Here is a 26,333-nt window from a genome sequence, read left to right as displayed (position 1 = left end):
CTTTGCTCCCGTTCAGGGCTGCGCATTCTACGCCTTCCTGATTTTGTGTCAACACTTAATTTTAAGTTTTTTAATTCACTTTAAACTAAGTTTTATTTGACTCCCTAACACTGAGTTTAGCTCGTTATCCGTTGCTGTCTGCCGTGTCAGTGGGAGCGCATTATAGGGAGAAACAAAATCAACGCAACCCCTTTTTTAAAGAAAATTGCAAAAAACATTACCTCAAGATACTCCCCACAACTTAACCACCACTTACCCACAAAACTGTGTGGATAACACTGTTTTCGAACATAAACTAACCGATTATGTGGCTCTTTTATCTATATACCCCAATTCACTAAAAATCTCGCGACCTATGTGCTAGATTGCCGCGCTATTCTCATACTAACTAAAGGTACACGTGTTATGACCGAAATCGCTAATGCTATTAGCGGCCTTATTTGGGGGCATGTGCTGGTATATTTGCTAATCGCTGCTGGCCTATTCTTTACTGTTCGATTGGGCTTTATTCAATTTAGAGACTTTGGCCATACTTTTAAGGTTATGTTTAACAGCCGTCAAGGTGCGCAAGGTGGGATATCCTCATTTCAAGCATTTTGTACGTCACTCGCTGCACGCGTTGGCACCGGCAATATGGCCGGGGTGGGTGTAGCTCTGTATTTAGGTGGTGCTGGTGCGATATTTTGGATGTGGCTTATTGCTTTAATTGGTATGGCCACAAGTTTTGCCGAAAGCACATTAGCTCAAGCGTATAAAGTGAAGGATGAACACGGCAATTTTCGTGGTGGTCCGGCCTACTACATGGAAAAAGGCTTGGGTAAACGCTGGATGGGCGTTGCTTTTTCATTATGCTTAATTCTTGCATTTGGTCTGGTGTTCAATGCCGTACAAGCAAACTCTATTGCGGCGGCTTTTAATGAGGCCTTTGCTATCCCTAACTACGTTGTCGGCATCGCCTTAGTTATAGGCTCTGGCTTTGTCATATTCGGTGGCTTAAAAACCATTGCTCGCTTTGCAGAATTGGTTGTGCCCTTTATGGCACTGGCTTACTTAATACTAGCACTATATGTGTGCGCGGTTAATCTTGAGCAGCTTCCTCAGGTCTTTATGGTCGTTATCAACCATGCGTTTGGTATTGAGCAAGCCGGAGCGGGTGCCATTGGCTATGGAGTTATGCAGGCGATGATCCAAGGCATAAAACGCGGCTTATTCTCTAACGAAGCCGGTATGGGTAGTGCGGCTAATGCTGCGGCAACAGCTACCCCCAATCCACCGCACCCTGCATCCCAAGGTTACGTACAAATGTTAGGAGTGTTTATCGATACTATAGTGATCTGCTCCGCCACCGCCGCGCTTATATTGCTCTCAGGGCAGCTGGCACCTGGCTCTGGTTTGACTGGGATCGCTCTAACACAAAATGCCTTAGTTACACACGTTGGTGAATGGGGCGCTATTTTTGTAGCCGTTGCCATCCTATTTTTTGCTTTCACTTCCATTGTTGCAAATTACTCTTACGCAGAAACTAACCTGTTATTTTTGGAACATAATCACGAGAAAGGTATGCTGATTTTCCGCGCCTTGGTATTGGCTATGGTGATGTTTGGTTCTTTAGGTGAGATAAAGATCGTGTGGACCCTCGCCGATATCTCAATGGGGATGATGGCCATTATTAATGTCATTGCATTGTTTATGCTTTCGGGCGTCGTGATTTGGCTGAGTAAGGATTACCAACAACAACGAAAACAAGGTATCGTACCCACCTTTAATAAAAACAAACACCCCAAGTTAGCAAAAGAAGTCGACCCCGACTCTTGGTAAAAAAAGGAGCTTCACGCTCCTTTTTTTGTATTTAAGGCAGCTGTGCCCCTAGTTTTGCTAGTGCTATTTGAAGCTCAGCAATTATTTCGTCAGTGCTTTGCTTAGAAAGGTCATTCAGCGAGCCAATCAATGAACTGTTTTGCTCATAGCTGGTTGATACTATTGCTAAGTTATTGGTATCAACGATGCGCGAAGTGATCTCAACTTGATGGAAAGCTTGAGAGCGATTGGCATGATTACTAATCACCTCCCCCTCTATCACACCGTCCGCGTTCACCTTTTTAGCCAGTTCAAAAAGCGCTTCTCGCGGGTGTTGCTCATATTGCTCTTGCAAATCATGCTGTTTAAGCAGCATATCGACATTGTAACTAGGGATAACAGTGATCCCAGCGAGCGTGCTCAATTGGTAATCTATACGCTTGCTTACTGTGCGCTCGCTACTGTCTCCGCTAAATGGCGCAACAATCACAGTATGCCACTGCTGCTGCTCATAACGTGGGTTAAATTTAACTGAGGTGCACGAGCACAACAAGACAATAATAGGGAAAAGTAGGGATATCCGTTTCATTTGTATAACGACCATGACATTAAACTGACTGCCAATATACAAAATAACTGTAAGAAAAAAAAGAATTTATTATGGAGGCGGAACCCGGAGTCGAACCGAGGTAGACGGATTTGCAATCCGCTGCATAGCCACTCTGCCATTCCGCCGTAGAGATATGATTTTAGCATGTTATTAAGAATTGGAGCGAGTAACGAGGTTCGAACTCGTGACCTCAACCTTGGCAAGGTTGCGCTCTACCAGCTGAGCTATACTCGCAATCCTAATATATAAGTGCCACCTTATACTCATTGCCGAAGCAATGTTAGAAAATGGTGCCCGGGGCCGGACTTGAACCGGCACGCTGTTACCAGCGAGGGATTTTAAATCCCTTGTGTCTACCAATTCCACCACCCGGGCGGATGGCTGACATGCTGTCATACACACGTTAAGTAGATTGGAGCGAGTAACGAGGTTCGAACTCGTGACCTCAACCTTGGCAAGGTTGCGCTCTACCAGCTGAGCTATACTCGCAATCCTAACTGTATAAGAGCTAACTTATACTCATTGCCGAAGCAATATTAGCAAATGGTGCCCGGGGCCGGACTTGAACCGGCACGCTGTTACCAGCGAGGGATTTTAAATCCCTTGTGTCTACCAATTCCACCACCCGGGCTCGGGTTGCTATACGCGTGTGGAAGCGTTGAGATATGGAGGCGGAACCCGGAGTCGAACCGAGGTAGACGGATTTGCAATCCGCTGCATGGCCACTCTGCCATTCCGCCATCAATGATTGGAGCGAGTAACGAGGTTCGAACTCGTGACCTCAACCTTGGCAAGGTTGCGCTCTACCAGCTGAGCTATACTCGCATCATTGAACACTGTTTATAACGCTTAGTTAAAGCAGTGCTGGGCTAGCGCCCTCTCAACACCGACGCATTCTACAGAGATTATTAAACGCGTCAATACAAAAAATATGGGTTTTGAATCGTTTGCTTAATTTTTATCTAAAACGGCGTGTTATTATACATTTAGCCTTCTTTAGCGAAGAAGCTATGGCGCGCAGCCATGAGATACTGCACCATAGAGCCAAAGGTCAGAATAGTCGCTATGTATAATAGAATATAACTCAAAGTCACCATCCAAGGCTGAAATTGCCAAATCAGGCCAATAATGGCGAGCATTTGCGCTGCTGTTTTCACCTTACCAAGTTGGGATACCGCTACCTCACCACGCTTACCCTGCTCCGCCATCCACTCTCTTAAAGCCGAGATCACTATTTCGCGGCCGATAATAATCAACGCCGGCACGGTCATCCACGCACTTTGATAGTGGCCAACTAACACTACCAGGGCTGCACTGACCATTACTTTATCGGCAACAGGGTCTAAAAAGGCACCGAACGGCGTCGACTGATTTAAACGCCGAGCTAGATAGCCATCAAGGATATCGGTGATCGACGCTAGCCAAAATACAAATGCTGCTGCGAAAAACGCCCATTGACTTGGTAGATAGAAGATAAATAAAAAAATTGGGATTAAACACAACCTAAAGGCTGTTAGGGTATTGGGAATGTTCCACATAACTACTAGGCGTTCTTAGCGTTTTCTTTTCAGTAATATTCGCACGAAGGGCTATGCCTTGTCATGCAAATGGTTAAATATCTTTTCCGCCATCGCGGGACTGATCCCCGGCGCTTGGCTGAGCTGCTCAATTGTCGCGCTTTTCACGCCTTGCATACCACCGAGGTATTTTAGCAGCGCTTGGCGACGCTTTTGCCCTACGCCACCGATTTCCTCAAGCACTGATTGATTACGCTGCTTCTGGCGCTTGTTACGGTGTCCAGCAATGGCAAAACGGTGTGATTCATCACGAATATGTTGAATAAGATGCAACGCCGGTGAATCACTGCCAAGAGATACGGTTTTGCGCCCGGCATCAATCAATAATGTTTCTAAACCTGGCTTTCGGCTAGTGCCTTTAGCAACGCCGACAAGCAAGGGCATTTTTGCAAACGACCAATCGCTAAAAAACGCCACGGCTTGGTTCAATTGTCCCTTACCACCGTCAATAAAAATGACATCCGGGATCTTGCTCTCGTCAGTCAGCTTGCCATACCGTTTATTGAGCGCAAAGGCCATCGCGGCATAATCATCACCTGGGGTAATGCCGGTGACATTAAAACGTCTATATTCACTCTTATTGGGCCCTTGGCGGTCAAACACCACGCATGATGCCACCGTGTTCTCACCCATGGTGTGGCTGATATCGAAACACTCCATATGAGCGATATCATCAAGGTGTAGCGCCTCTTTAAGTAGTGCGTAGCGTTTATTGATAGCATCTTGCGTGCTTTGCTGCACTTCTAAGCTAGAGTCGGCATTTTTGTTCGCTAACTGTAGATACTGAGCACGTTCGCCACGATGCACCGTATTGAGCTTTACTTGTGTGCTTTTAAGCTCGCTCATAGCATTGCTCAACGGTTGCTGCTCATCAATTGCAAAAGGCAGCACCAACTCTTTGGCGATACGCCCAGTCGCTCCTGGTGCACAATAATACTGGGCAATAAAAGACGTTAAAATTTCGTCATCGCTGGAGTCTTTTGGCACTTTGGGGTACAACGTTTTGCTGCCCATCACTTTGTGATCGCGCACCATGAGAATGTGTACCGCAACCATGCCATTTCGGCGACAATAGCCAAGGGCATCTAGCTCGGCGTGCTTTCCGGACACTGACTGCTGCTCTTGTACTTTACGTAACAGCTGGATTTGATCACGGTACTTGGCAGCTTTTTCAAAGGCGAGTTGCTCACTGGCGTGTTCCATTTTAGCCACCAATGAGCTTATTACCTCATGGGATTTGCCACCGAGAAACTTACGTACGTAGTCTACTTGGGCGCTGTATTCTTCATCACTGACTTTGCCAACACAGGGCGCACTGCAGCGTTTAAGCTGGTACTGCAAACAGGGACGGCTGCGTGCTTTGTAGTAGCTGTCTTCACATTGACGTACGGGAAACAACTTTTGCATCAAACGCAAACTTTCAGAAACGGCGCCAGCACTTGGAAAGGGCCCAAAGTATTCACCCTTGATTTTGCGCGCACCGCGATGAAAAGCTAATCTAGGGTGTTGATGCTTAGTCAATAAAATGTACGGATAGGACTTATCATCGCGAAGTAAAATATTGTAGCGCGGCTGATACTTCTTGATCAGGTTATTTTCTAGTAGCAAGGCCTCGGTTTCAGTATTGGTCAGCGTTACATTGATATCATCAATATTACGCACCAATACTTGCGTTTTAGCATCGAGGCCTGTTTTACGAAAATAGCTTGAAAGGCGCTTTTTAAGGTTTTTCGCTTTACCTACGTATATCACTTGCTGCTCACTATCTAGCATGCGATATACGCCGGGTTCTTCAGAGACCGTTTTTAAAAACTGGTCGGCAGCAAAACTCATAGCCAGGATCAGTGGTCGCTATCAATATCTATCATTTTATGGCGAATGGCTAAGTGCGTGAGTTCCACGTCGCCGTTCACAGCCAGTTTTTCGAATATACGATAGCGATAGCTGTTGACCGTTTTTGAGCTCAGATTTAATCGGTCGGCGATGCTTTGCACCTTTTCGCCTCGCGTAATCATCAGCATAATTTGCAGTTCGCGATCTGAGAGAGTTTGAAATGGGTTTTCGTCGGTGCGGCCACTGAACTGCGCCAACGCAATTTGCTGAGCAATTTGTGGCGCAATGTAGCGTTGACCGGAGTTCACTGCGCGAATCGCATTGACCACCTCTTCAGGGCCTGCCCCTTTGGTGAGGTAACCGTGAGCGCCAATTTGCATGACTTTACTAGGGAAAGGGTCTTCGCAATGAACAGTGAGCACAATCACTTTAACATCAGGGCAGTAACGGCAGATCTTCTTCGTGGCCTCGAGACCGCCAATGCCCGGCATGTTCATGTCCATTAGTACGATGTCTGGCTCATTTTGACGGCAAAACTGCACCGCCTCTTCACCAGTTTTTGCTTCACCGATAACCTTAAAACCGCGAACATCATCAAGGATGCGCTTTATCCCGGTACGCACCAGTTCATGGTCATCTACTAGCAGTACATTAATCAACAGGAAAACCCTCTTTATACACGTGTAGTTACAGCTGTTTTGTACAATAACTACACGTATTATTCTTACACCCTAAATCAAGCACTTGTTTTATCAGAAAAACGGTCAACCCACAATGCTATGATACCATCACCGGTCACATTGCAGGCCGTGCCAAAGCTGTCTTGAGCCAAATATAATGCGATCATTAATGCAATTGCTGCATCAGTGAACCCAAGCATACTGGTTAATAGCCCCAGTGCCGACATAACCGCACCGCCCGGTGCCCCAGGGGCTGCGATCATCACTATACCTAACATTAGTACAAATGGCAGCATTTCCGTCAAGCTTCCTATCGCCATTGTCGGTGATAATGCCATCACCGCCATGGCACAGGTGACGATGGTAATGGTCGAGCCAGAGAGGTGGATGGTCGCACACAGCGGTACAGTGAAATTAGCAATGTGTTCTTTCACGCCATTATCTTTGCTGGCTTTAAGCGATACCGGGATGGTCGCGGCACTGGACATCGTACCAAGCGCGGTTAAATAAGCAGGCAACATATTCTTTAATAACATCCAAGGTGAGCGCCCTAACAATAATCCGGTGCCAATATACAGCACACTTAGCCATACCCAGTGCATAACCAGAGCGATGGCAAGGACAACGGCAAACGTTTGCAATGTTGAGGCAACGGTGCCGGCAACGGTCATGTCAGCGAACACCCCGGCAATATAAAATGGTAACGCTGGGATGATGACTTTCGAGAGTAACCCGTCAATCACTTCTTTCCCTTGATCAACCACTTGTTGTAGTTGTGTCAGCTGGCGCTGACTGATACCTATGCCGAAGGCGAATGCCGCTACTAAGGCACTCATCACCCCCATCAACGGCGGTATCTCTATATCGATAAAGCTGCTCAGAGCCGATTCTTCACCGCCATGAAAGTTGATTGAACCACTTATATAAGGGGCGGCCCAAGTCATAACAATGATTGCCAAGGTCCCTGCTACCACCGTCGAACCATAAGCAAACCCTACTGTGCGGCCAAGTAAATGATTCGCCCCTTTGGGCAGCCCAGCGATGCCTGAACAAATAAAAAATAAAATAATAAGTGGAATGGTAAAGCCTATCAGCTCGCCGATAAGCACTTTGGCAGTATACAAAGCCCGTGCTACAGCCTCCGGTGCAAAGGCGCCGATTAGCATTCCAAGGACAATGCCAGCAACCAATTTAAGTATTAATTTCATGATGGTTTAGCAGTAATGAATAATGCCACCTGTTTTAACATTTTTTGCCATCAATGTATGGAAAAACCGCTGAGCACAAAGCTAAGTGTCTAATCATTGAGCATCTGTGCGGTTTATCGCGCTGAATCGCAACTGAACGAATATATTTTGTTTACACCCTGCTAACTTGTTACAACAGCGCCATCAATAATCATCACTTGGACATGTTGTGCTTTTGTCTCGTTTTCTCGCAGGTCGTCTTGCTGTTTTAGCCATGGCCGTTACTCCCTTTATTGTATTGGCTGAAACGGCACAGCCGGCACTCAATATCCCCTACCTCGCTGATGCAGCGACTATTGATGGTCGTTTGGATGAGCCGCAATGGCAACAGGCTAAGCGCATCAGTGTAAATAACATCACTTGGCCCTATGAAAATAAACCATCACCGGTGAGTACCACCGCGCTGATTTATGAAAATGACGATACCCTCTATTTAGGGTTTATCGCCGAGGACCCTCACCCCGAGAAAATTCGTGCCTTTTATCGCGATCGTGATAGCGCTTGGGATGATGACTTAGTAGGGATAAAACTGGACACCTATGGCAGTGCCAAGCTGGCCTATCAGTTTTTTGTCAATCCGCTTGGAGTTCAACAAGACTCTATCGAAAATGAGTTGAGTAAAACTGAAAACAGTGCCTGGGATGGCATTTGGGATAGCGCAGGCCATATCACCGCTCAAGGATACCAGGTGGAAATAGCCTTACCTATGCGTATGTTCAACTTCGATGACGCACCACGCAGCCAAGCCATGACCATGGAGTTAGTGCGCTTTTATCCACGAAATGAGCGCCTTCGCCTCTCAAGTATGCAATTGGACCATGGTAATCACTGCTGGATATGCCAAATGCCACAAGTGAACGGTTTTGCTAATGCCGAACAAAGCAGTAATCTCACCGTTGTCCCCTCCTTGGTGCTTAACCAACAGCAACAACGCGACATCAATGGCGCGGTCCTAAGGCCTTGGCAAAAAGACGATAACATTGAGCCAAGCTTAGATCTGAAATGGGGGATCACTCCAGATTTAACGCTCAATGCCACTGTTAACCCCGACTTCTCACAAGTAGAGGCCGATGTTGCACAGCTCAACGTCAATGAAAGCTTCAGCTTATTCTTCCCAGAAAAGCGCAGCTTCTTTTTAGATAATGCCGACTATTTTGCTTCGAATTTAAACTTAATTTATACCCGAAATATCGCCGCGCCTGGCGCAGGAGCGAAACTAACCGGAAGCAAGAATGGCCACACCGTGGCCGCATTTATCAGTAACGATGAGCAAACCAATGTGCTTATACCGGGTAATTTAGGTTCGCGAGTTGTGAGTTTAGAGCAGCACTCACAAGCCGGCGCGCTGCGCTATCGTTACGATATCAGCAGTGCGTTTTCCCTGGGTGCCAGCTCGACGTTCAGACGCAGTGACGATTACCACAACGAAGTGCTGAGCATCGATAGTAAATATCGGTTTGACGACTTCACCACCTTGGTGGTACAAGCTCTGGCATCGCAAAGTGACTATAGTGAGGACTTCATTGAGCAATTATGTGATGCCGATGAACCTTGCCAAGCGTCACCCGCACAACCTTGTGATAGCCGCAATGACTGCAGTTATTCGGAAGCTTTGCTACGTGTGAACGAGCAGCGCTATGATGGCTATGGGTATTATTTAAGCTTGGATAGAGACACCAAATACTACAGCCTGTTTGGTAATTATCATATGCGCAGCCATGGACTGCGTGCGGATTTAGGCTTTCTTAGTGAAACTGACTTCAACAAGTTTACCACCGGTGGTGAATACCGTTGGTACGCCGAGCAAGACGCTTGGTGGAATCGCGCCCGATGGTATGCAGATTGGGATATCACCCACAACCAAGCTGGCGAGTTAATAGAAAAAGAGGCGCAAAGCTTTGTTTCACTTGATGGCCCCTGGCAAAGTTATCTAGAGCTTGGCACCATCAGTCGAGAGCGGCGTGGGTTGCGAGCCGATCCATCATCCTTAGCAATCGACGGTAATAGTGCGCGCTTCAACGAAAACGAAATAAACCTATTTGCGTCCATCAAACCCAGCGCCGGTGTTGTTGCTGATATCGATGTAACGCAAGGTAATAAGGTTGATTTGGCCAATAACCGTTTGGGTGAGTTTGTGCGTATTCGCCCCACTGTGAATTACAATATCAATTCGCATCTAGCGCTGCGTTTGCGCCACACCTACGAGGATTTGCAACGTCGCTCAGGTGAGGACATCTTCAGCGCTAATTTAAGTGACTTGCGTTTAACCTATCAATTTAATTTACGTAGCTTTTTGCGTTTAACCATGATTTATACCGACATCGAGCGCGAGCCTAGTAGCTACGTTAAAGAAGTGGATGCGCGCTATCGAGCATTGAGCACCCAGCTACTCTACTCTTATAAACTCAATCCACAGTCTGTGGTGTTTGTAGGTTACTCAGACAGTGGCTACCAGGACGATGACTTATCACGGCTGGAAAAAGATAATCGTACACTGTTTGCAAAATTCAGTTACGCTTGGATTTTGTGATATAAGAAACTACATTTATATACCTCTTCGTTATAACTGATTGGCTATATCATATAGCCAATCTTTCCTTTAGTTTTCATAAACAGTGAGTAAAGTGAGGGTATACAGCGACAAACCCGTTAGGTATTGAATATGTCAAAGATTTACGAAGATAACTCCCTATCCATTGGTAACACCCCGTTAGTAAAACTTAACCGTGTTACCGGTGGTAATGTTTATGCCAAAGTAGAAGCTCGCAACCCAAGCTTCAGCGTCAAGTGCCGTATTGGTGCTTCAATGATTTGGGAAGCGGAAAAATCAGGACAACTGACTAAAGATAAAGAGCTTATCGAGCCAACATCAGGAAATACCGGAATTGCCCTCGCTTTCGTTGCGGCCTCTCGAGGTTACAAGTTGACGTTGACCATGCCCAACAGCATGAGTTTGGAGCGTCGTAAGCTACTCAAAGCGCTAGGTGCTAATTTAGTGCTCACCGAAGGCCCTAAAGGCATGAAAGGTGCGATTGAGAAAGCCAAAGAAATTCATGACAGCGATCCTGATAAGTACATTCTGTTACAGCAGTTTGAAAACCCAGCTAACCCGAAAATTCACTTCGAGACAACGGGTCCAGAAATCTTTGATGCACTTGATGGTAAAGTCGACTTCTTCATTGCTGGTGTCGGCACTGGCGGTACTATCACCGGCGTGAGCCGCTATCTTAAGCAAGAGAAAGGCTTAAATGTGCAATCTATTGCTGTTGAGCCAACGGATTCTCCAGTGATCAGCCAAACAATGGCAGGTCAAGAGGTCAAGCCGGGCCCCCATAAAATTCAAGGTATTGGTGCTGGTTTTATTCCTGGTAACCTAGATTTAGAGTTGTTAGATGGGGTTGAACAAGTCAGTAATGATGACGCCATCGCTATGGCGCATGAACTAATGAAAAACGAAGGGATCTTAGCCGGTATTTCATCTGGTGCTGCTGTGGTCGCTGCTAAGCGTCTTGCTGAAAAGCCAGAGAATGCTGATAAAAACTTCGTGGTTATTCTGCCAAGCTCTGCCGAGCGCTACCTTTCAAGTCCGTTGTTTGCTGGTGAGTTCAGTGATCAGGAACTTGAGCAGTAAAGCCAAGAGCCATTCTTTATTCTGAAAAAAAGGCGCTTTAGCGCCTTTTTCTTTACATATTTTCAATTGCCCCTCACACTTTATTCCAGTGTATAGCCTTTATTAAATACAGTGGAATGAAACGTACTTTACTTCTCGCTCTGATACTTTTATTGACTGCCTGCGGCCAAAACGACGATGATATTACAGGCGATCCTAACTCTCCGGGCTACGTGGCAACTCAGTACTTCTATGCGTTGTACAACCACGATAACCTTGAGCGCGCCACACAATATGCGACCCCCAAATTAGCGCGTATTATGCGCTCCTACGGTACGGCATCACAATTCACCCGTAACCTAGTTAATTTACAATATGATCAGGTCACCATCGAGTTAGACCGTACCGAGATGAGTGTTCGCCAACAATACGGCGACCGCGCTACCATCAATTTAGTATTCACCGGGCACTTTCATGGCAACCAAGTCGATGATATGCGCAGTGTGAAGATGATCCGCGAACGCGGTGATTGGCTGGTGAGTGAGATTGTCCCCGACCCTTACGGTCGTTAGTAAAAAAGGCCGCTTTTGCGGCCTTTTATTGTCTCTAATCACTCAAACTCTTGTGCGGCAAAAACATCCACAGCGATGACCTCTTGCCTTAGTGACTCAGCCGCAATCAGTTGCTCGCTTTGCTCAGCGCTAAGCTTATTCTTAGCCCGTGCATCTTCAATTAGCTGCATCATCGTCAGCCCTTGAATCTCTCCTTTTTTACGCAACTTATGAACCTCACGATATCCTTGAGCTGCATGTTGTTGCGCTTCTAAAGCTTTATCCAGCACCGCTGTACCATTGCTGTCATCAACCACACATAAATGCGTGAGGCGCTCGCGTACCACGCCACTGCGAGTCATATGCTGCGCAACTTGCTTAGCGACCTCATCCTTAGGCATTTTAAAATGATTGCCCAGTGGTAGTACCACGGCACGAACAGCCAACGACAGTGGCCAGCTTCCTAGGTTGTAGATAAATTCATCAAAGGCTTTGGCGCACAGATAAAGGCTACGCTCAACACTGTATTGTACAAATGGCAAATCCGCGTGTTGATGGCCCTCATCTTGGTAGCGCTTAAGTACTGCTGAAGCGAGGTACAAGTGGCTGAGCACATCACCCAAACGAGCCGACAGCATTTCCCGGCGCTTTAAATCGCCCCCGAAACGGAGCATGGCAATATCAGCACAAAATGCCAGTGCTCTAGAGAAGCGCCCTAGATAGCGGTAGTATTTGGCTGTCGCTCCACCAACGGGGGCCTTGGCAAAATAACTACCACTGAGCGCATGCACGAACGACATAACGCCATTGCCAGCACTGTATAACATATGCTGGCAAAGCAGCGGATCAAACTCACGCACCCCTTTTTCTTCATCATCAAGCCCTGCAGCAACCATTTCATCAATCACATAGGGGTGGCAGCGGATCGCGCCTTGCCCAAAAATCATCAGGTTCCGGGTAAGAATATTGGCTCCTTCTACGGTGATCGATACCGGTGTGCCCATATAACAATGGGCGAGATAATTATTGGGGCCCATTTGAATGCCCTTGCCGGCGTGTATATCCAAGGCATCGTTGATCACTTGGCGGCCCATCTCGGTCATATGATACTTAGCGATGGCGGTGATCACCGAGGGACTTAATTTTTGGTCTATCGCCGTTGCGGTCAAGACCCGCGTAGCTTCTAATTGATAGGTTAATCCGCCGATGCGAGCGAGGGCTTCTTGTATTCCCTCAAATTCGCCAATCGCGACACCAAATTGTTGCCTTAGTGCCGCGTAAGCGCCACTGGTGCGCGCACTCAAGTGCCCGGTTGCCGTGCTCAACGCTGGCAATGAAATACCGCGCCCTGCACTTAAACATTCCACTAGCATGCGCCAACCGTTGCCTGCTTGCACTTCACCACCGATAATCCACTCAAGTGGAATGAAGACATCTTTCCCTTCTGTGGTGCCATTTAAAAAGCCCATATTCATGGGTTTATGCCTGTCGCCAGTGCGTACTCCAGGGTGGTCGGTGGGGATCAATGCACAGGTAATACCGATATTTTTTGTTGTCCCTAATAATCCGTCGGGGTCGAACATTTTAAAGGCCAAGCCCAATACTGTCGCGCGCGGTGCCAAGGTGATATAGCGCTTTGACCAGTTTAGGCGTAAACCCAGCACTTCCTTACCGGCAAATTCGCCTTTGCATACAACCCCAGTATCCGGAATGGCACCGGCATCCGAACCTGCTTCTGGACCGGTTAAGGCAAAACATGGCAGTGCTTCGCCTTTGGCAAGCTTTGGTAACCACTGTTGTTGTTGTGACAAGGTGCCATAATGAAGCAGAAGCTCAGCGGGGCCTAAGCTATTGGGCACCATGACAGTCACCGCAGCACTTAGGCTTTTACTGGCAATTTTGGCAACAATGGTTGAGTTGGCCAATGCCGAGAAGTCATGACCACCGTGCTCTTTGGGAATAATTAGGGCGAAAAACCCCTCATCCTTTAGGTACTGCCACACTGACTCTGGCATGTCCTGTTGTGCGGTAATGGTTTCATCATCAAGCATGGCGCACAGCTCAACGACTTGGTTATCAATAAACTCACGTTCTTCAGCACTTAACTGTGAGGTTGCATACTGGTGCAATTGGTGCCAATCGGGGTTGCCGCGAAAGAGCTCCCCATCCCACCAGATATCGCCCGCTTCCATGGCATCTCGCTCTGTCGCAGACAGCGGCGGTAATGCTTGTTTAAACCACTTGAAAACTGGTCGAGTAACAATGCTCATGCGAATATCTCGTACTGCGAAAATAACGATCACAGCTACGATGATTAATAAAACTAACCACATCATCTTGTGTTCCTTGATACCGTAAAGGGTGTTTTTCAGTATGGACGAACGGCAAATATTTACAATCCCTTCAATGTACTAGCCGAGTGCTCTGACTATCTATAATAATTTACCCCCTCTGCGTACGCTGCTATATTTAGCCGGCGTTAGCGATGCCCACCATCGCCGATAACAATTAGAGGAAAAATAATGACACGTCTTCCATTTAAACTGAGCCTGAGTGCGGTTTTGGTCTCGGTAACCTTAGGGTTAAGTGGCTGCAATGACACAACCACAACTCAGCCCACTGAGAGCGCTGAGAGCGCTGCAGAAACAAAAATGAGCAGCAACAAACTCACAGCAACTGATGCCAAAGCGTTTTTAGCAAACACTGAACAGCAGTTAGCCAAGCTGTATGAGAAAAGTAGCCGTGCCGCGTGGATTTACGCCAATTTTATTACTCATGATACGGCACAGCTCGCAGCGGCCGCGAACCAAGAAGTAACCGAGACCATCGTACGTTTAGCCAATGAGGCTGCCCGTTTTGATGATCTGGAGTTAGACGCTGATAGCCGTCGCAAGCTCGATAAACTGAAACTGGCACTGACGCTACCGGCCCCAAAAGATGCAGCAAAAACCGAAAAGCTGGCCAATATTGTCGCTGAGCTTGATGGTCTGTATGGCAAAGGCGAGTATTGTAAAGCTGATGGCCAATGTTTAAGTCTCGGTGAGATGACCGCAACCATGGCATCGAGTCGCGACTACAATGAGTTGTTAGATCTATGGCAAGGGTGGCGACAAATTTCTAAGCCTATGCGCCCTTTATACGAACAGCAAGTCACGTTAACGAATGAAGGCGCGCAAGAGCTTGGCTATGCCGACACAGGCGCAATGTGGCGCAGTAAGTACGACATGCCCGCCGATGAATTTGCCACTGAACTTGATCGCCTATGGGGCCAAGTTAAGCCTTTATATGACTCCCTGCACTGTCATGTGCGCGCCAAACTGGGTGAGCAGTATGGCGAAGATAAATTACCTGAAGATGGCACCATTCCTGCGCACTTACTCGGTAATATGTGGGCACAACAATGGGGTAATATCTACGACTTGGTTGCGCCTGAAAATGCCGATCCTGGCTATGATGTGACCGAGCTACTAGCGCAGCATGACTATGATGAGCTAGAGATGGTGCGCGGTGCGGAAAAGTTTTTCACCTCCATGGGCTTTGCACCGCTACCTGATACTTTCTATGAGCGCTCTTTATTTACCAAACCTCAGGATCGCGATGTGCAATGTCATGCATCAGCGTGGAACCTCGATAGTAAAGATGATTTACGCATTAAGATGTGTATTCAGCGCACCGGCGAAGAGTTTGCCACCATTCACCATGAATTAGGACACAACTTCTACCAACGCGCTTACAACCAGCAACCTCTGTACTATCAAGAAAGTGCCAACGATGGGTTCCATGAAGCCATTGGCGATACGATTGCGCTGTCGGTCACTCCTGAGTATTTAAAAGAGATTGGCCTATTAGATGAAGTCCCTGATGAATCTAAAGACATTGGCTTACTCATGCGCATGGCACTAGATAAAGTGGCCTTTATCCCATTTGGTTTGTTAGTTGATCAGTGGCGTTGGCAGGTGTTTTCTGGAGAGATTACCCCTGAGCAGTACAACCAAGCTTGGTGGCAATTGCGCAAGAAGTATCAAGGGATCAGCGCTCCCATCGCTCGTTCTGAGTCAGACTTTGATCCGGGAGCCAAGTACCACGTGCCTGGAAACACGCCTTATACTCGCTATTTCCTAGCCCATATTTTACAGTTCGACTTCCATCGTAGCCTATGTGAGATTGCCGGCAATGACGCCGCCATTCACCGTTGCTCCATCTATAACTCAAAAGAAGCTGGGCAGCGACTTAACGAGATGTTAGAAATGGGCTCGTCGCAGCCATGGCAACAAGCGCTCGCAAAAGTAACAGGTAAAGAGCAAATGGATGCAACCGCTATTCTTGATTATTTTGCACCATTACAAGCTTACCTAGATGAGCAAAACAAGGGTCGTCAATGTGGTTGGTAAGCGTTATTAACCATTAGCGACAAAAAAGCCCAGCATATGCTGGGCTTTTTTTATTAATTAGTTCAACGCTTAGAACTGTGCAGTTGCTTTTAGGAACCACTGATCATAGCTTGACTCATCCCAGTTGCTGCCGTAACCAGCAGATACTGCGAAGTTGGTGTCGATGAAGTATTTCGCACCAAAGTTATAGAAGTCTTCATCGTCGAAGTTAACGAATACTGACGTCATTTTGTTGAAGTAGTAGTTAGAACCTAGCTGCCAGTAATTGTCCGCATCGTCACGGTTAATGTACTGTGCTTCAACAGTTAAGTAGTTACCTTGCTTAAGGTCTTTGAAGTACTTACCGTTAAGCTCACGGTGGTCGAACTCGTCATCAATACGCACTTCAAAACCGATGTAATCAGTGCTGTTTAAAGCGTGATCGTAACGGCCAGAGAAGAAGTAAGTTTCATCACCGTGCTCTGGGTCTACGCGCTCAGCTTTCAACAAGAAGTTGTCGCTAACTAGGTAACCAAGGCTTAGTGTGTATTGATCAGCACTGTCGAAGTCATCTGGGTCAACAACGCTGTAAGACGCGCCTACTAGGAATTGATCCGCGAAGTATTCACCGCCTACGTTGTAGCCAGTCGCATAATCATTGTCTGAGATACGACCAAAGATGTTTGACTCTTTGTTAATATACTCAAACTGATCAAGCGGGCCCAACACCTGCTTTGGTGCGAAGTAGTAAATCGAATCTACGGCAACATTGTCCTCACTTTCTACATTGAGGTATTCAAGGTTGCTGATTGATTGATAAGACTGTGCGAAGGCAGCACCGGAGAAAAGTACAGACGCGATGGCGACGGATAGTTTTTTCATAAATAGATTTCCCTATATCTAGTTTTTTAAAACAGCGCCACTCTAGCGCTGTTGAAATGAATTATAACTTAACTAAGCACTTGATTGTTTTAAATAAATGTTAGTTTTTGTTAGATATAGGTACAGTTTTTTACAAAACGTAGCGAGATAGGATCCGATACACTTCGTTAATGTTGTCACCCGCTTTAAAGTTCTTACACAACGGACTCGGATCAGAGCCTATCCAAATTTTTAGTTCAGCATCCATATCAAAGTGGCCAGCACTTTCCTTACTGAACTTAGTGATTTTACTAAATGGAATACTGAGCACCTCCATCTTCGACCCTGTTACACCTTGTTTGTCTACTAAGATCAGACGTTTGTTAGTGAACAAGAATAAGTCGCGGATCACTTTATACGCTTTTTCTAGGTTCTCACCTGGAGCAAGTATCTCTTCAAGTAAAGAGTCTAACTCCCCTTCATCTACTTCACTGGCATTGCCAATTAATCCACTAAGTAATCCCATTGCTACGCTCCTGTTGCGAATAATTGATTTTCTAGGGTGTGACCGTTTATCAGGGCGCGATAACGCCACTGTTGTTTATGGCACAGCGTTAGCAAGGCGATATCCATTGCCTCACTGAGGCCCTCGCTGCTGTAACCAATAACAAATTCATTACGCTGACTATTATCAACGCTCACTACGTGAGGAAGCGCCTTTAACGCCGCTGCAACATGATCGTTTTGCTCACGTAGTTGCAGAGTTAGATACGCCAGCTGCTCGGTTTGCGAGTCCAATTGATGGGTCGCCAAGCGCCCTTGCTGCAAGTATAAAACGCGGTCGCAGAGCCGCTCCAGCTCCGATAAGTCGTGCGAGCTCAATACAAAGGTCGTCTCGGTACTGAGCGCACTGACCAACTCTCGAATAGCCCTGGCATTGGCGGGGTCTAAACCAGCCGTTGCTTCATCAAGCATCACCAACTTCGGCGAACCAAGTAGCGCTTGGGCGATACAAATGCGCTTTTTCATGCCATGAGAAAGCTCTTTAGCGCGACTGTCTGCGGTGTCTTTGAGATTGACCAGTTCCAACACCCGCTGTGTTTCTATTTTTGCTTGGCGCTGGCTAAAACCTTGCAGGCGTGCATATAAAGCCAATTGCTGGGCAACACTAAAGTTGGGGTCCAGTAGCGCGTCTTGTGGTAAGGCACTTAACTGACCGAACAACGCGGCGCTGCCGGGACGATGTCCCAATACCTTAATCTCGCCTTCACTGGGTTGCAAATAGCCGCAGATAAGGCTAAACAGCGTGGTTTTACCTGCGCCATTGGGGCCAACTAACGCAATGGGCTTTCCGGGTTGTAATTCAATATCAACATTATCGAGCGCTTTTTTGCTGCCGAAATAGTGGCTAACGCCGCGTGCTAAAATTAACTGGCTCATAGACTACTCCGCTGCAACTTATAAAAACTTAGCGCTAACAACAGGCCACTTTGCAACAATGGCCAAGCTATGTCGGTGACAGGGCTGGGCCGAACGGTGGCGATATTATCTAGCGGCTCACCGGGAATAAGGTAATCCAACCACATCGGTAGTCCTAACTGGCCTTGTAAAATAGCCAGTACCATTAACCCTATGGTGTACAATAAAATAACGTAAATAAGCGCCATACGTGATGAGCGCGCTATGGTATTCAATAACGTCATCAAGGCAATAAATGGCATTAGGTTAACCAACAGGAGGAGTTCAAACTGCAGCGCGCGTGCCAAAGCAGGGACCAGTGCACTGGTATCGCGAAAGGCAATGAGGATCAGCGTGCCGATAATGCTAATTGCCAGCAACGCAGCGGCGCTTAAGCAATGACCGAAATAGCGCCCTAATAGAATTTCAGCGCGAGTGGCGCGTAAAGCGATGAACCGCAGCGTGCCGCGTTCTTTGTCGCTAACAAATTGATCACTGGTTAAATAAATAATGAAAAGAGGAAAGGTGACTAAGGCAATCAGCCAATATACGGCCATTTCTGCATCAGGCCAGTGCAATAAACTCTGTAACCCGAGGTTGCCAAAAGCGGCAAGCATAAACTGTTCAAAGTTAGGGTCTGAAAGCACCGATACAGCTTGAGAAATACCGTAGCGATAAATCATCAACCACACTAAGGCAAAAGCAAGCAGCGCCAACCACGCCTTTTTGGTAAGAAAGTGTCGCGCCAGTTCAAATTTAACCAGCTCGAAGATACGCCTTGGATCCATCCTGATATCCTGATTTGTAGTTATTTGTAGCTACTATAAATGAAAAAAGCGCTCAAAAGTATGAGCGCTTGTAAAAAGATGTGTCTGACGCTATTTATTGGCTAAAGCATTGGCGTACACATCAAGCCCTTGGCTTAGGTCGGCAATTAAGTCATCGACGTCTTCTAAACCGATATGCAAACGCACTACCGGGCCATACTGCCATGACGTTTCACTGCGCAAAGCCTTCATGCTCAGGTTGGTGGTAATTAGACTCTCAAAGCCACCCCAAGAGAAGCCCATTTTAAAATGGTGTAATGATTCAACCAAGGCATCAAGGGCCTGTTGTGTGCCCTCTTTCATTACAATGGAGAATAACCCATTACTGCCATCAAAATCGCGTTTGAAAAACACATGGCCCGGACAACTTTCCAGCGCAGGGTGACGAACATGATCCACTAATGGGTGCGACTGTAGCCACTTTGCTACTTGCAATGCACTGCGCTCATGTTGCTGTAACCTCACAGCCATGGTGCGTAGCCCTCGCAAAGCCAAATATGCATCGTCGGCACTGCAACATTGCCCCAAAAGGTATGACTGCTCGCGCAGCACCGGCCAATGCTGCTCATTGGCAACACTGACTCCCATCATCACGTCACTGTGACCCACTATGTATTTGGTGGCCGCCTGAATACTAATATCAACACCATGCTCTAAGGGTCGAAAATGCATACCATTGCCGTAAGTGTTATCCAGCATGGTCATAATATTGTGAGCCTTAGCCTCGGCCACCATGGCGGGCACATCTTGGATTTCCATGGTGATTGAGCCGGGGGATTCCATAAATAGCACCTTGGTATTTTCTTGGAAAAGCGTACTAATATCGGCGCCAATTTGCGGGTCATAATAGGTGGTTGTTACCCCTAATCCTGCCAGCACTTTGTCACAAAAATCCCGGGTAGGTTCATAGGCACTATCCATCATCAGAATGTGATCGCCAGCTTTGACAAAAGATAGCAGGCTATTACTGATGGCAGCGGCGCCCGACGGATAAAGGGCACAGCCGGCTCCGCCTTCTAGCTGGGCAATCGCTTGTTGTAGCGCAAAGTGGGTTGTGGTGCCGCGACGACCGTAAAATAATGCATGGTTTCCACGATTTTTAGCTGCGTCTTTAAACTCAGCGACGGAATCAAAAACCACGGTAGAAGCGCGCTGCACCACAGGGTTAACAACCCCTTGAGTGAACTTTTTATCTCGCCCAGAGCTTATCAACTGTGTTTGTTTTTTCATTTGTTTTCCTCATTCTGTGCAACCCAAGTATCAATAAGATACCGTGAAATAGAATCGCAGCGGGGAAGTTTATAGTCAGTACCCGCTTCTCCCCAAGTGCCAAAATGCTTTAGCTCGTCTCTAGAGAACCAACGTGCGTCGCTGAGCTCGTCTTGGTCAATAAAGATATCTGTTGAGCTCGCCTGTGCCATATAGCCTAACATCAGCGAGCTTGGAAAAGGCCATGGCTGTGAGGCAATATAGCGTGGCGATTGTACGGCTATTCCCGCCTCTTCCATCACTTCTCTGGCAACAGCGGCTTCGAGTGTTTCCCCTGGGTCGACAAATCCAGCTAAGGTGGAATAGACGCCCTCAGGCCAGCTTGCTTGACGACCTAATAAACAGCGTTCGATACCATCATTGAACATATGATGCACCAACATAATAACGGCCGGATCGGTACGTGGAAAAGTAAGGTGACGACAGTCGCGGTTGATGCATTTTCGGGCATGACCGGCCTCCGCTTGAATATTTTCATTGCCGCAACGGCCACAAAAGCGGTGGGTCTTATGCCAATGGCACAGCCCTCGCGCAAGTACCAGTATTGCAGCAGCGCCAGGCTCAACTATCGAGCCATAACGGCGGATATCGACAAATTCACCTTCGGCGTAAGCACAGTCGTTAGGCAATGTTTCACTCACATCAAGAGCAAAGTAATGCTGGCATTGATGCTCACCTAAATAAATCGCGTTATCGGGGGCGAAGTCTTTTACTTGCTCATAGCTCAAAAACAGTGGGGTTTGATTATTAATACTGAACAGATTTCGATCTGTATTTATTAATACATAACGCCCCTGCGGGCGCTTATTTAACAGCCAGTTAGGGTCTTTACGCTCGCTTGAGTGCCTATCCAATGGCAACTGGGTGTATTGCAGCATGGTTTTGCGGTAATTCAGGACAACATGGTTCTACATTATCACAGTTCAGTAAAATCACAGTAATGCGGGTGATAGTGACATCGCTTCTTTTATCGTTACATTAGTTATTAAGGGGTTGTGCCTGATCTCATTAATAAACGCCTCTAACACAGATACAAAAAAAGCCCGAGCTGGGCTTTAATGGTATTTAGCATGATGTTACTTAGCTGCTAGGCGCGCCAATAGCTTCTGATTTTCAGCCTCTATATGCTTGTAGAAATCAACGTCAGCAAGCTCACTGGCTGCGGCTTCATCAATAACGATAACGGCATCGCGATGCATCTGCAGTGCCGAAGCTGGACAAGAGGCAGTTAACGGCCCTTCCACCGTGGCTTTGATGGCTGCCGCTTTATTTTCACCGGTTGCCAATAGCACCACTTTTTTGGCATCAAGTATGGTGCCTATGCCCATGGTAATGGATAAATGCGGCTGATATTCATCCTCGCTGAAAAAGCGAGCATTATCATCGATCGTTGCCTTCGTTAGGGTCTTAACACGGGTCCGCGAGGTTAAGCCTGACGAGGGTTCATTAAAGCCTATATGGCCATTGCGCCCTATGCCAAGTAACTGAATATCGATGCCACCGGCTGCGAGAATGCGCGCTTCATATTCCTGACATGCAGCAATCGGATCTTGGGCATCGCCCGGCGGTACATGGGTACGCTCTTTGGCAATATCAATATGGTCAAACAACTGCTCATTCATAAAGAAGCGATAGCTCTGCGGATGAGAGCCGTCTAAGCCTAAATATTCATCTAGATTAAAACTAGTGACTTGTGAAAAGCTGATATCACCCTGTTGATTTTTTTCGATCAAATTTTGATATAGCGCCACTGGCGTTGAGCCTGTCGCCAGGCCGAGCGTGGAAGCGGGTTGCTTTTTTAGCTGGGCTACAAATAGGTCAGCGCCGTAACGGGCCACCTCTGTAGCATCTTTAAGAATCACGATTTGCATGTTTAGCTCGTTGTTATAGTTGATAAAAATGGGACCTATGACCAAGCCTTCCGTGCAATCTGAACTTGATCATAGGTCAGAACCTAATCGGGATACTGTAATTAGGTTTACACCATTATGACAACGCTGTCATTATTGGTCATAAAACCTACTTTGTAAAGTAAAAGTGAGCAAAAAATGTCACTTTTTTAGTTATTTATTAAGAATCAACAGGGTTAAACACTGACAAAGATTTTACGTTTATACATCCAGTGTAGGACAAGCAGTTGTACCGTTAACAAGGCGACGACAGCAAATAGAGGTTGCCATGGCTCACTGACAGAGCGCACGACCCCACCAAACACACTATTGGCGATGTAGCCCCAGTTCACTAAGCTTGAAGCGAGATAAATAATAATTGAATTAGCGCCGATAATTACAAATGGATAAGCGGCTTTACGTTGGCCAAGAATATCAACCACGCCATAGAACACCGCCAGTAAAATTGCACTCCAGCCGACAGTAACCAGTACAAACGAGCTGGTCCACAATTCTTTATTCACTGGAAAGACACTGTCCCATACCCATCCTAGCGCTAAGCTGACTAACCCCGCAGCAAGCAGCTGCGCCGCTACTCGCCATTGGCCTTGAGTGGCACCTTGAGCAATTAATTGTCCGGCAAAGACCCCTAAAATAGCGTTGGCGGCTGCGGGGATATTTGAGAGTAAACCTTCTGGGTCGAGAGGCCGGTTTTGGTAGGTAATACCGGGTAATAGGTGTTGATCAACCCAGGCATTCCAACTTCCCTCAGGACTCAGCGGCGAGCCGTGGCCGCCGGGTACCGGCAACACCGTCAACCAGAGCCAGTAGCCTAACAAAATTACGACAGCGACAATCGCTTGAGTGCGCAACGAGGTATGCCATACCAGCATCGCCGCAATAAACCAGGCAATAGCAATACGCCCAAGTACACTGGCATAGCGAATTTCATCAAATGCCATTGGCATTCCTGTGCCCCAGCCATGATTATAGAGAACTCCTAAGGCACTAAGTAGTAACAGGCGTTTTACTGCTTTGTGATAAAAAGGTTTGCGTTCGGCCAGCGGCAGATGATCAATCCGCTTCGGGGAAAGCCCCATGGCCACACCAGAGAGAAAGATAAATAACGGGAAAATAAGGTCGTAAAAGGTGAAACCGTGCCATTGCGAATGCACTGTATGAGCCTCAAATGCCTTCCACCCTTGCCAACCTGTTAATACGAACAATGCGGCAAAAATAGATTGCCCGCCTAAAATCCAAAACATGTCCATACCGCGCAGCGCATCTAACGAGGCTAAGCGTTGTTTTTTTTTGCCGGTATCAGGTGTTGTCATAGTTTCTCGCTGTTAGTTTCTGCGCACTGTTACATCACTGTATCCATGCGTACCTCTTCCATGACGGCCTGTTTTATAAGGGGTTCACTGTGCTTAGCGGCGAAGGCGTATACCGCCTATGTAGGTGGCCTGCACTTGTTGATGCTCATCCAGCGCCACAAAATCAGCATCGAACCCATTAAGGAGTCGACCTTTGCACTGTGCTAAGCCCAAGTACTGCGCCGGATAGAGTGATGCCATACGCAGGCTCTCGGCTAAGCTGATATCCAAAGTATTTACGGTGTTGCGCACAGCACTGGCCATATCCAACACACTGCCAGCTAATTCGCCCGTACTGGAATTCAACCGGTCGCCGGTGCGATAGACTTTACGGCCATCGAAAAAATCAAACTCTTCAGCATCGGTGCCTACTGGAGGCATTGCATCGGTAACAAGCATTATCTTGCCGCGCTGCTTGGTACGAATTGCCAACTTCGCCGAATCCGGGTGCAAGTGATGACCGTCAACAATTAACCCGCACCAACTACTGTCATGCCACAACGCCGCACCGACAACCCCAGGTTCACGTGAGGTAAAGGCAGACATAGCATTAAATAGGTGGGTGAAGCCATCAGCGCCAGCGTCTAGCGCCGACATCGTGGTTTCATAGTCGGCATTGGTGTGGCCCAAAGAGACCTTTACACCCATGGCGACTAAACGCTTAATATCCGCTGCGCTAACATTTTCTGGCGCCAAGGTAACCATTTTAATACCAAGGTCATCGCGCTCGTAAATCGCAAACTCTTCATTGCTAATGGGGCGAATAAACTGCTCGCTGTGCGTGCCTTTTTTTGGCAAACTGAGATGCGGTCCTTCAAAATGGACACCTAAAATACCCGGAGTATTTTTTGCCACCGCTTCAGCCACTGCGTCAGCGGCACGACGCATAATCGCGATGTCGTCTGTGATTAAGGTCGGCATATTGGCCGTTGAGCCAAATTGACCATGCGCTCTCGCTATTTGCGCTAAGCAGTCAACACTTTGTTCAGCATTAAAAAACGCGCCGCCACCACCGTTTACTTGTACATCGATAAAGCCGGGGACTACGAGCCCAGAAAGTTCGGTGACAGGGTCGCTGGTGGGTGCATCAATAAATTGCACTTTACCGTTAACACTTTGAAAATAAACATCGTTATGAAAACGCTGCCCGTCAAATAGGCGTTCAGCATGGAAACTTTGACTCATTTAATTGCGACCTTTTGTTCTTCTTCTAACAGCGCATTTTGGGCAAAATAAACAGCGCCCATCTCGGGTGGCTGACGAGGCACTTCAACACGTTTAGCTATATCAGGATCTAACCATTTTTGCATGGGTTCAGACAAGCCGCCAATCATAGATAAACGTGGAGGGTTAATTTCTAATAATCGTTTAGCCAAATTACTGATGTAGCGCGCACCGTCTTTGACTATGGTGAGCGCGACCATATCACCATCATGAGCCGCCTCTATGACCATACGCGCGAGTTTGGCGTAGCTGCTTGAGGGTTGACCCGCCATTTGCTCTGCAACTCCCATTGCTGAGCTGGCATTAAAATGCAATTTAAACATCTCACTCAGGCGAGTTTGCGGACCCAGCCCGTCCAAATCTAATAATACCGCCTTGAGTGCTTCAAGACCCAGCCATGCACCGCTGCCTTTGTCGCCTTGAGCAAATCCATGGCCGCCATAATTAACACTGTGACCTTTAACACAGGCAAAGCCACAAGAGCCAGTACCGGTAATAATCACTGCCCCGTCACCGCCTTCATGTGCGCCGATACAGGCAGTATGCAGGTCGGTGGTCAAATACATTTTTTGAAATGGGTGTTCCCACTCACTGATTTTCTCAAATAGACTGGGCAGGTTAACCCCTGCCAAGCCTAAACCAGCCACTAACTGATGCACGCTCTCTAGGCGTAGGCCTGCGTCACGCATCGCCTGCTGAGTAGACACCATAATCGACTCTAAAGTGCGTTCAAGACCATGTAATGGATTTGCAGGGCCGCCTAAACCGGTACCCAGTACTCCCCGTTGGGCGGAGTAAATGGTCGCCCGGCATTTGGTTCCCCCACCATCTATGCCTATAAATAATTGCTCTTGACTCGCACTCTTCGCCATCATTGTACGACCTCTAACCTTGTTAATGTATTCGCAAATACGCTTTATCGTTTTTGTAGCGCGTATGCTCTTCCTCAACCCATGTTGAAATTATGTTACACAATTAATGACAGCGTTGTCATTAATTTTTTTAAATTTTCCCTAATTAATTCTATTCACTAGGTTACTACTTTGTTTTTATTGGCCTTTTCTTAATTCTAGTAGGATAGCTAAGACATCAGCATATATGAATTCATTAGTTCCATCAATCGAGAATAATAGAATAAATAATTCCTACCATCTGAC

General features: G+C 47.1%; 21 protein-coding genes and 7 tRNA genes. 5 read left to right on the top strand and 23 right to left on the bottom strand.

What is annotated here, in order from left to right; all coding sequences use genetic code 11:
* The first annotated feature begins 405 nt into the window (after nt 1-405).
* On the top strand, nt 406-1,818 hold the full coding sequence (locus EXT46_RS13850; protein ID WP_130147947.1) for a sodium:alanine symporter family protein: 1,413 nt from the start codon (nt 406-408) through the stop codon (nt 1,816-1,818).
* Nucleotides 1,819-1,849: 31 nt separating this feature from the next.
* Here the strand turns inward: EXT46_RS13850 and EXT46_RS13845 are convergent, their stop codons facing one another.
* The 12 genes from EXT46_RS13845 to EXT46_RS13790 all read right to left on the bottom strand — a co-directional run bounded on the left by EXT46_RS13845 (nt 1,850) and on the right by EXT46_RS13790 (nt 7,705).
* Nucleotides 1,850-2,386 carry a hypothetical protein gene (locus EXT46_RS13845; protein ID WP_130147945.1) on the bottom strand — a complete coding sequence of 179 codons (537 nt, stop codon included), beginning with the start codon at nt 2,384-2,386 and terminating at the stop codon, nt 1,850-1,852.
* A 72-nt stretch (nt 2,387-2,458) separates the two neighbouring features.
* A tRNA-Cys gene (locus EXT46_RS13840) sits at nt 2,459-2,532 on the bottom strand.
* 33 nt (nt 2,533-2,565) lie between these two features.
* A tRNA-Gly gene (locus EXT46_RS13835) sits at nt 2,566-2,641 on the bottom strand.
* A 54-nt stretch (nt 2,642-2,695) separates the two neighbouring features.
* Nucleotides 2,696-2,782, bottom strand: a tRNA-Leu gene (locus tag EXT46_RS13830).
* Nucleotides 2,783-2,820: 38 nt separating this feature from the next.
* Nucleotides 2,821-2,896: transfer RNA gene (locus EXT46_RS13825), tRNA-Gly, on the bottom strand.
* A gap of 55 nt (nt 2,897-2,951) precedes the next feature.
* A tRNA-Leu gene (locus EXT46_RS13820) sits at nt 2,952-3,038 on the bottom strand.
* A gap of 35 nt (nt 3,039-3,073) precedes the next feature.
* A tRNA-Cys gene (locus tag EXT46_RS13815) sits at nt 3,074-3,147 on the bottom strand.
* Between the two features lie 9 nt (nt 3,148-3,156).
* Nucleotides 3,157-3,232 (bottom strand) — tRNA-Gly (locus EXT46_RS13810).
* 161 nt (nt 3,233-3,393) lie between these two features.
* Nucleotides 3,394-3,945, bottom strand: a complete 552-nt coding sequence (gene pgsA, locus EXT46_RS13805) for a CDP-diacylglycerol--glycerol-3-phosphate 3-phosphatidyltransferase (protein WP_022944538.1) — start codon at nt 3,943-3,945, stop codon at nt 3,394-3,396.
* A gap of 51 nt (nt 3,946-3,996) precedes the next feature.
* Entirely contained in the window at nt 3,997-5,817 is a 1,821-nt protein-coding gene (gene uvrC, locus EXT46_RS13800) for an excinuclease ABC subunit UvrC (RefSeq protein ID WP_130147943.1), read from the bottom strand.
* A gap of 8 nt (nt 5,818-5,825) precedes the next feature.
* Nucleotides 5,826-6,476: a UvrY/SirA/GacA family response regulator transcription factor gene (gene uvrY / locus EXT46_RS13795; protein WP_022944540.1), complete on the bottom strand. Its 651-nt coding sequence runs from the start codon at nt 6,474-6,476 to the stop codon at nt 5,826-5,828.
* A 77-nt stretch (nt 6,477-6,553) separates the two neighbouring features.
* The gene (locus EXT46_RS13790; RefSeq protein ID WP_130147941.1) at nt 6,554-7,705 is read right to left on the bottom strand and encodes a dicarboxylate/amino acid:cation symporter; all 1,152 of its coding nucleotides are present in this window, start codon (nt 7,703-7,705) and stop codon (nt 6,554-6,556) included.
* A 208-nt stretch (nt 7,706-7,913) separates the two neighbouring features.
* On the opposite strand from EXT46_RS13790, the gene EXT46_RS13785 reads away from it, so the two are divergent.
* From EXT46_RS13785 to EXT46_RS13775, 3 genes are all read left to right on the top strand, one after another.
* Nucleotides 7,914-10,274, top strand: a complete 2,361-nt coding sequence (locus EXT46_RS13785) for a DUF5916 domain-containing protein (RefSeq protein ID WP_240701141.1) — start codon at nt 7,914-7,916, stop codon at nt 10,272-10,274.
* Nucleotides 10,275-10,406: 132 nt separating this feature from the next.
* A complete protein-coding gene (gene cysK / locus EXT46_RS13780) occupies nt 10,407-11,375 on the top strand; it encodes a cysteine synthase A (protein WP_022944543.1) in 969 nt (322 codons plus the stop codon).
* A 116-nt stretch (nt 11,376-11,491) separates the two neighbouring features.
* The gene (locus tag EXT46_RS13775) at nt 11,492-11,926 is read left to right on the top strand and encodes a hypothetical protein (RefSeq protein WP_022944544.1); all 435 of its coding nucleotides are present in this window, start codon (nt 11,492-11,494) and stop codon (nt 11,924-11,926) included.
* Between the two features lie 38 nt (nt 11,927-11,964).
* Here EXT46_RS13775 and EXT46_RS13770 read toward each other — a convergent pair whose 3' ends face one another.
* Nucleotides 11,965-14,238: an acyl-CoA dehydrogenase gene (locus EXT46_RS13770; protein WP_130147953.1), complete on the bottom strand. Its 2,274-nt coding sequence runs from the start codon at nt 14,236-14,238 to the stop codon at nt 11,965-11,967.
* Between the two features lie 189 nt (nt 14,239-14,427).
* Between EXT46_RS13770 and EXT46_RS13765 the strand changes: the two genes are divergently transcribed.
* Nucleotides 14,428-16,296, top strand: coding sequence for a M2 family metallopeptidase (locus EXT46_RS13765; protein ID WP_130147939.1), 1,869 nt, complete (start codon nt 14,428-14,430; stop codon nt 16,294-16,296).
* Nucleotides 16,297-16,365: 69 nt separating this feature from the next.
* On the opposite strand, the gene EXT46_RS13760 is transcribed toward EXT46_RS13765, so the two are convergent.
* From EXT46_RS13760 to EXT46_RS13715, 10 genes are all read right to left on the bottom strand, one after another.
* On the bottom strand, nt 16,366-17,157 hold the full coding sequence (locus EXT46_RS13760; protein ID WP_022945090.1) for a putative porin: 792 nt from the start codon (nt 17,155-17,157) through the stop codon (nt 16,366-16,368).
* 130 nt (nt 17,158-17,287) lie between these two features.
* Complete coding sequence (locus EXT46_RS13755) at nt 17,288-17,662, bottom strand: PH domain-containing protein (RefSeq protein ID WP_022945089.1); 375 nt, start codon at nt 17,660-17,662, stop codon at nt 17,288-17,290.
* Nucleotides 17,663-17,664: 2 nt separating this feature from the next.
* Nucleotides 17,665-18,576: an ABC transporter ATP-binding protein gene (locus tag EXT46_RS13750; protein WP_022945088.1), complete on the bottom strand. Its 912-nt coding sequence runs from the start codon at nt 18,574-18,576 to the stop codon at nt 17,665-17,667.
* Entirely contained in the window at nt 18,573-19,382 is an 810-nt protein-coding gene (locus tag EXT46_RS13745) for an ABC transporter permease (protein WP_022945087.1), read from the bottom strand. The genes EXT46_RS13750 and EXT46_RS13745 overlap by 4 nt, the downstream gene beginning before the upstream one ends.
* A 90-nt stretch (nt 19,383-19,472) precedes the next feature.
* A complete protein-coding gene (locus tag EXT46_RS13740; RefSeq protein WP_130147937.1) occupies nt 19,473-20,651 on the bottom strand; it encodes a cystathionine beta-lyase in 1,179 nt (392 codons plus the stop codon).
* A complete protein-coding gene (nudC, locus tag EXT46_RS13735; RefSeq protein WP_130147935.1) occupies nt 20,648-21,568 on the bottom strand; it encodes an NAD(+) diphosphatase in 921 nt (306 codons plus the stop codon). Before nudC ends, EXT46_RS13740 begins: the two co-directional genes overlap by 4 nt.
* 198 nt (nt 21,569-21,766) lie before the next feature.
* On the bottom strand, nt 21,767-22,561 hold the full coding sequence (gene nagB / locus EXT46_RS13730; RefSeq protein ID WP_045978068.1) for a glucosamine-6-phosphate deaminase: 795 nt from the start codon (nt 22,559-22,561) through the stop codon (nt 21,767-21,769).
* A 215-nt stretch (nt 22,562-22,776) separates the two neighbouring features.
* Nucleotides 22,777-23,913, bottom strand: a complete 1,137-nt coding sequence (locus EXT46_RS13725) for a DUF5009 domain-containing protein (RefSeq protein ID WP_130147933.1) — start codon at nt 23,911-23,913, stop codon at nt 22,777-22,779.
* A gap of 93 nt (nt 23,914-24,006) precedes the next feature.
* The gene (nagA, locus tag EXT46_RS13720; RefSeq protein WP_130147931.1) at nt 24,007-25,137 is read right to left on the bottom strand and encodes an N-acetylglucosamine-6-phosphate deacetylase; all 1,131 of its coding nucleotides are present in this window, start codon (nt 25,135-25,137) and stop codon (nt 24,007-24,009) included.
* The gene (locus tag EXT46_RS13715) at nt 25,134-26,051 is read right to left on the bottom strand and encodes a BadF/BadG/BcrA/BcrD ATPase family protein (protein WP_045978071.1); all 918 of its coding nucleotides are present in this window, start codon (nt 26,049-26,051) and stop codon (nt 25,134-25,136) included. The genes nagA and EXT46_RS13715 overlap by 4 nt, the downstream gene beginning before the upstream one ends.
* Nucleotides 26,052-26,333: the final 282 nt, after the last annotated feature.

Origin of the sequence: Pseudoalteromonas sp. CO325X (genome assembly GCF_004208955.1) — a bacterium.
Classification (GTDB): domain Bacteria; phylum Pseudomonadota; class Gammaproteobacteria; order Enterobacterales; family Alteromonadaceae; genus Pseudoalteromonas; species Pseudoalteromonas ruthenica.
The sequence above is the reverse complement of the archived record's forward strand: the minus strand, read 5'-3'. Positions and strand labels throughout refer to the sequence as shown.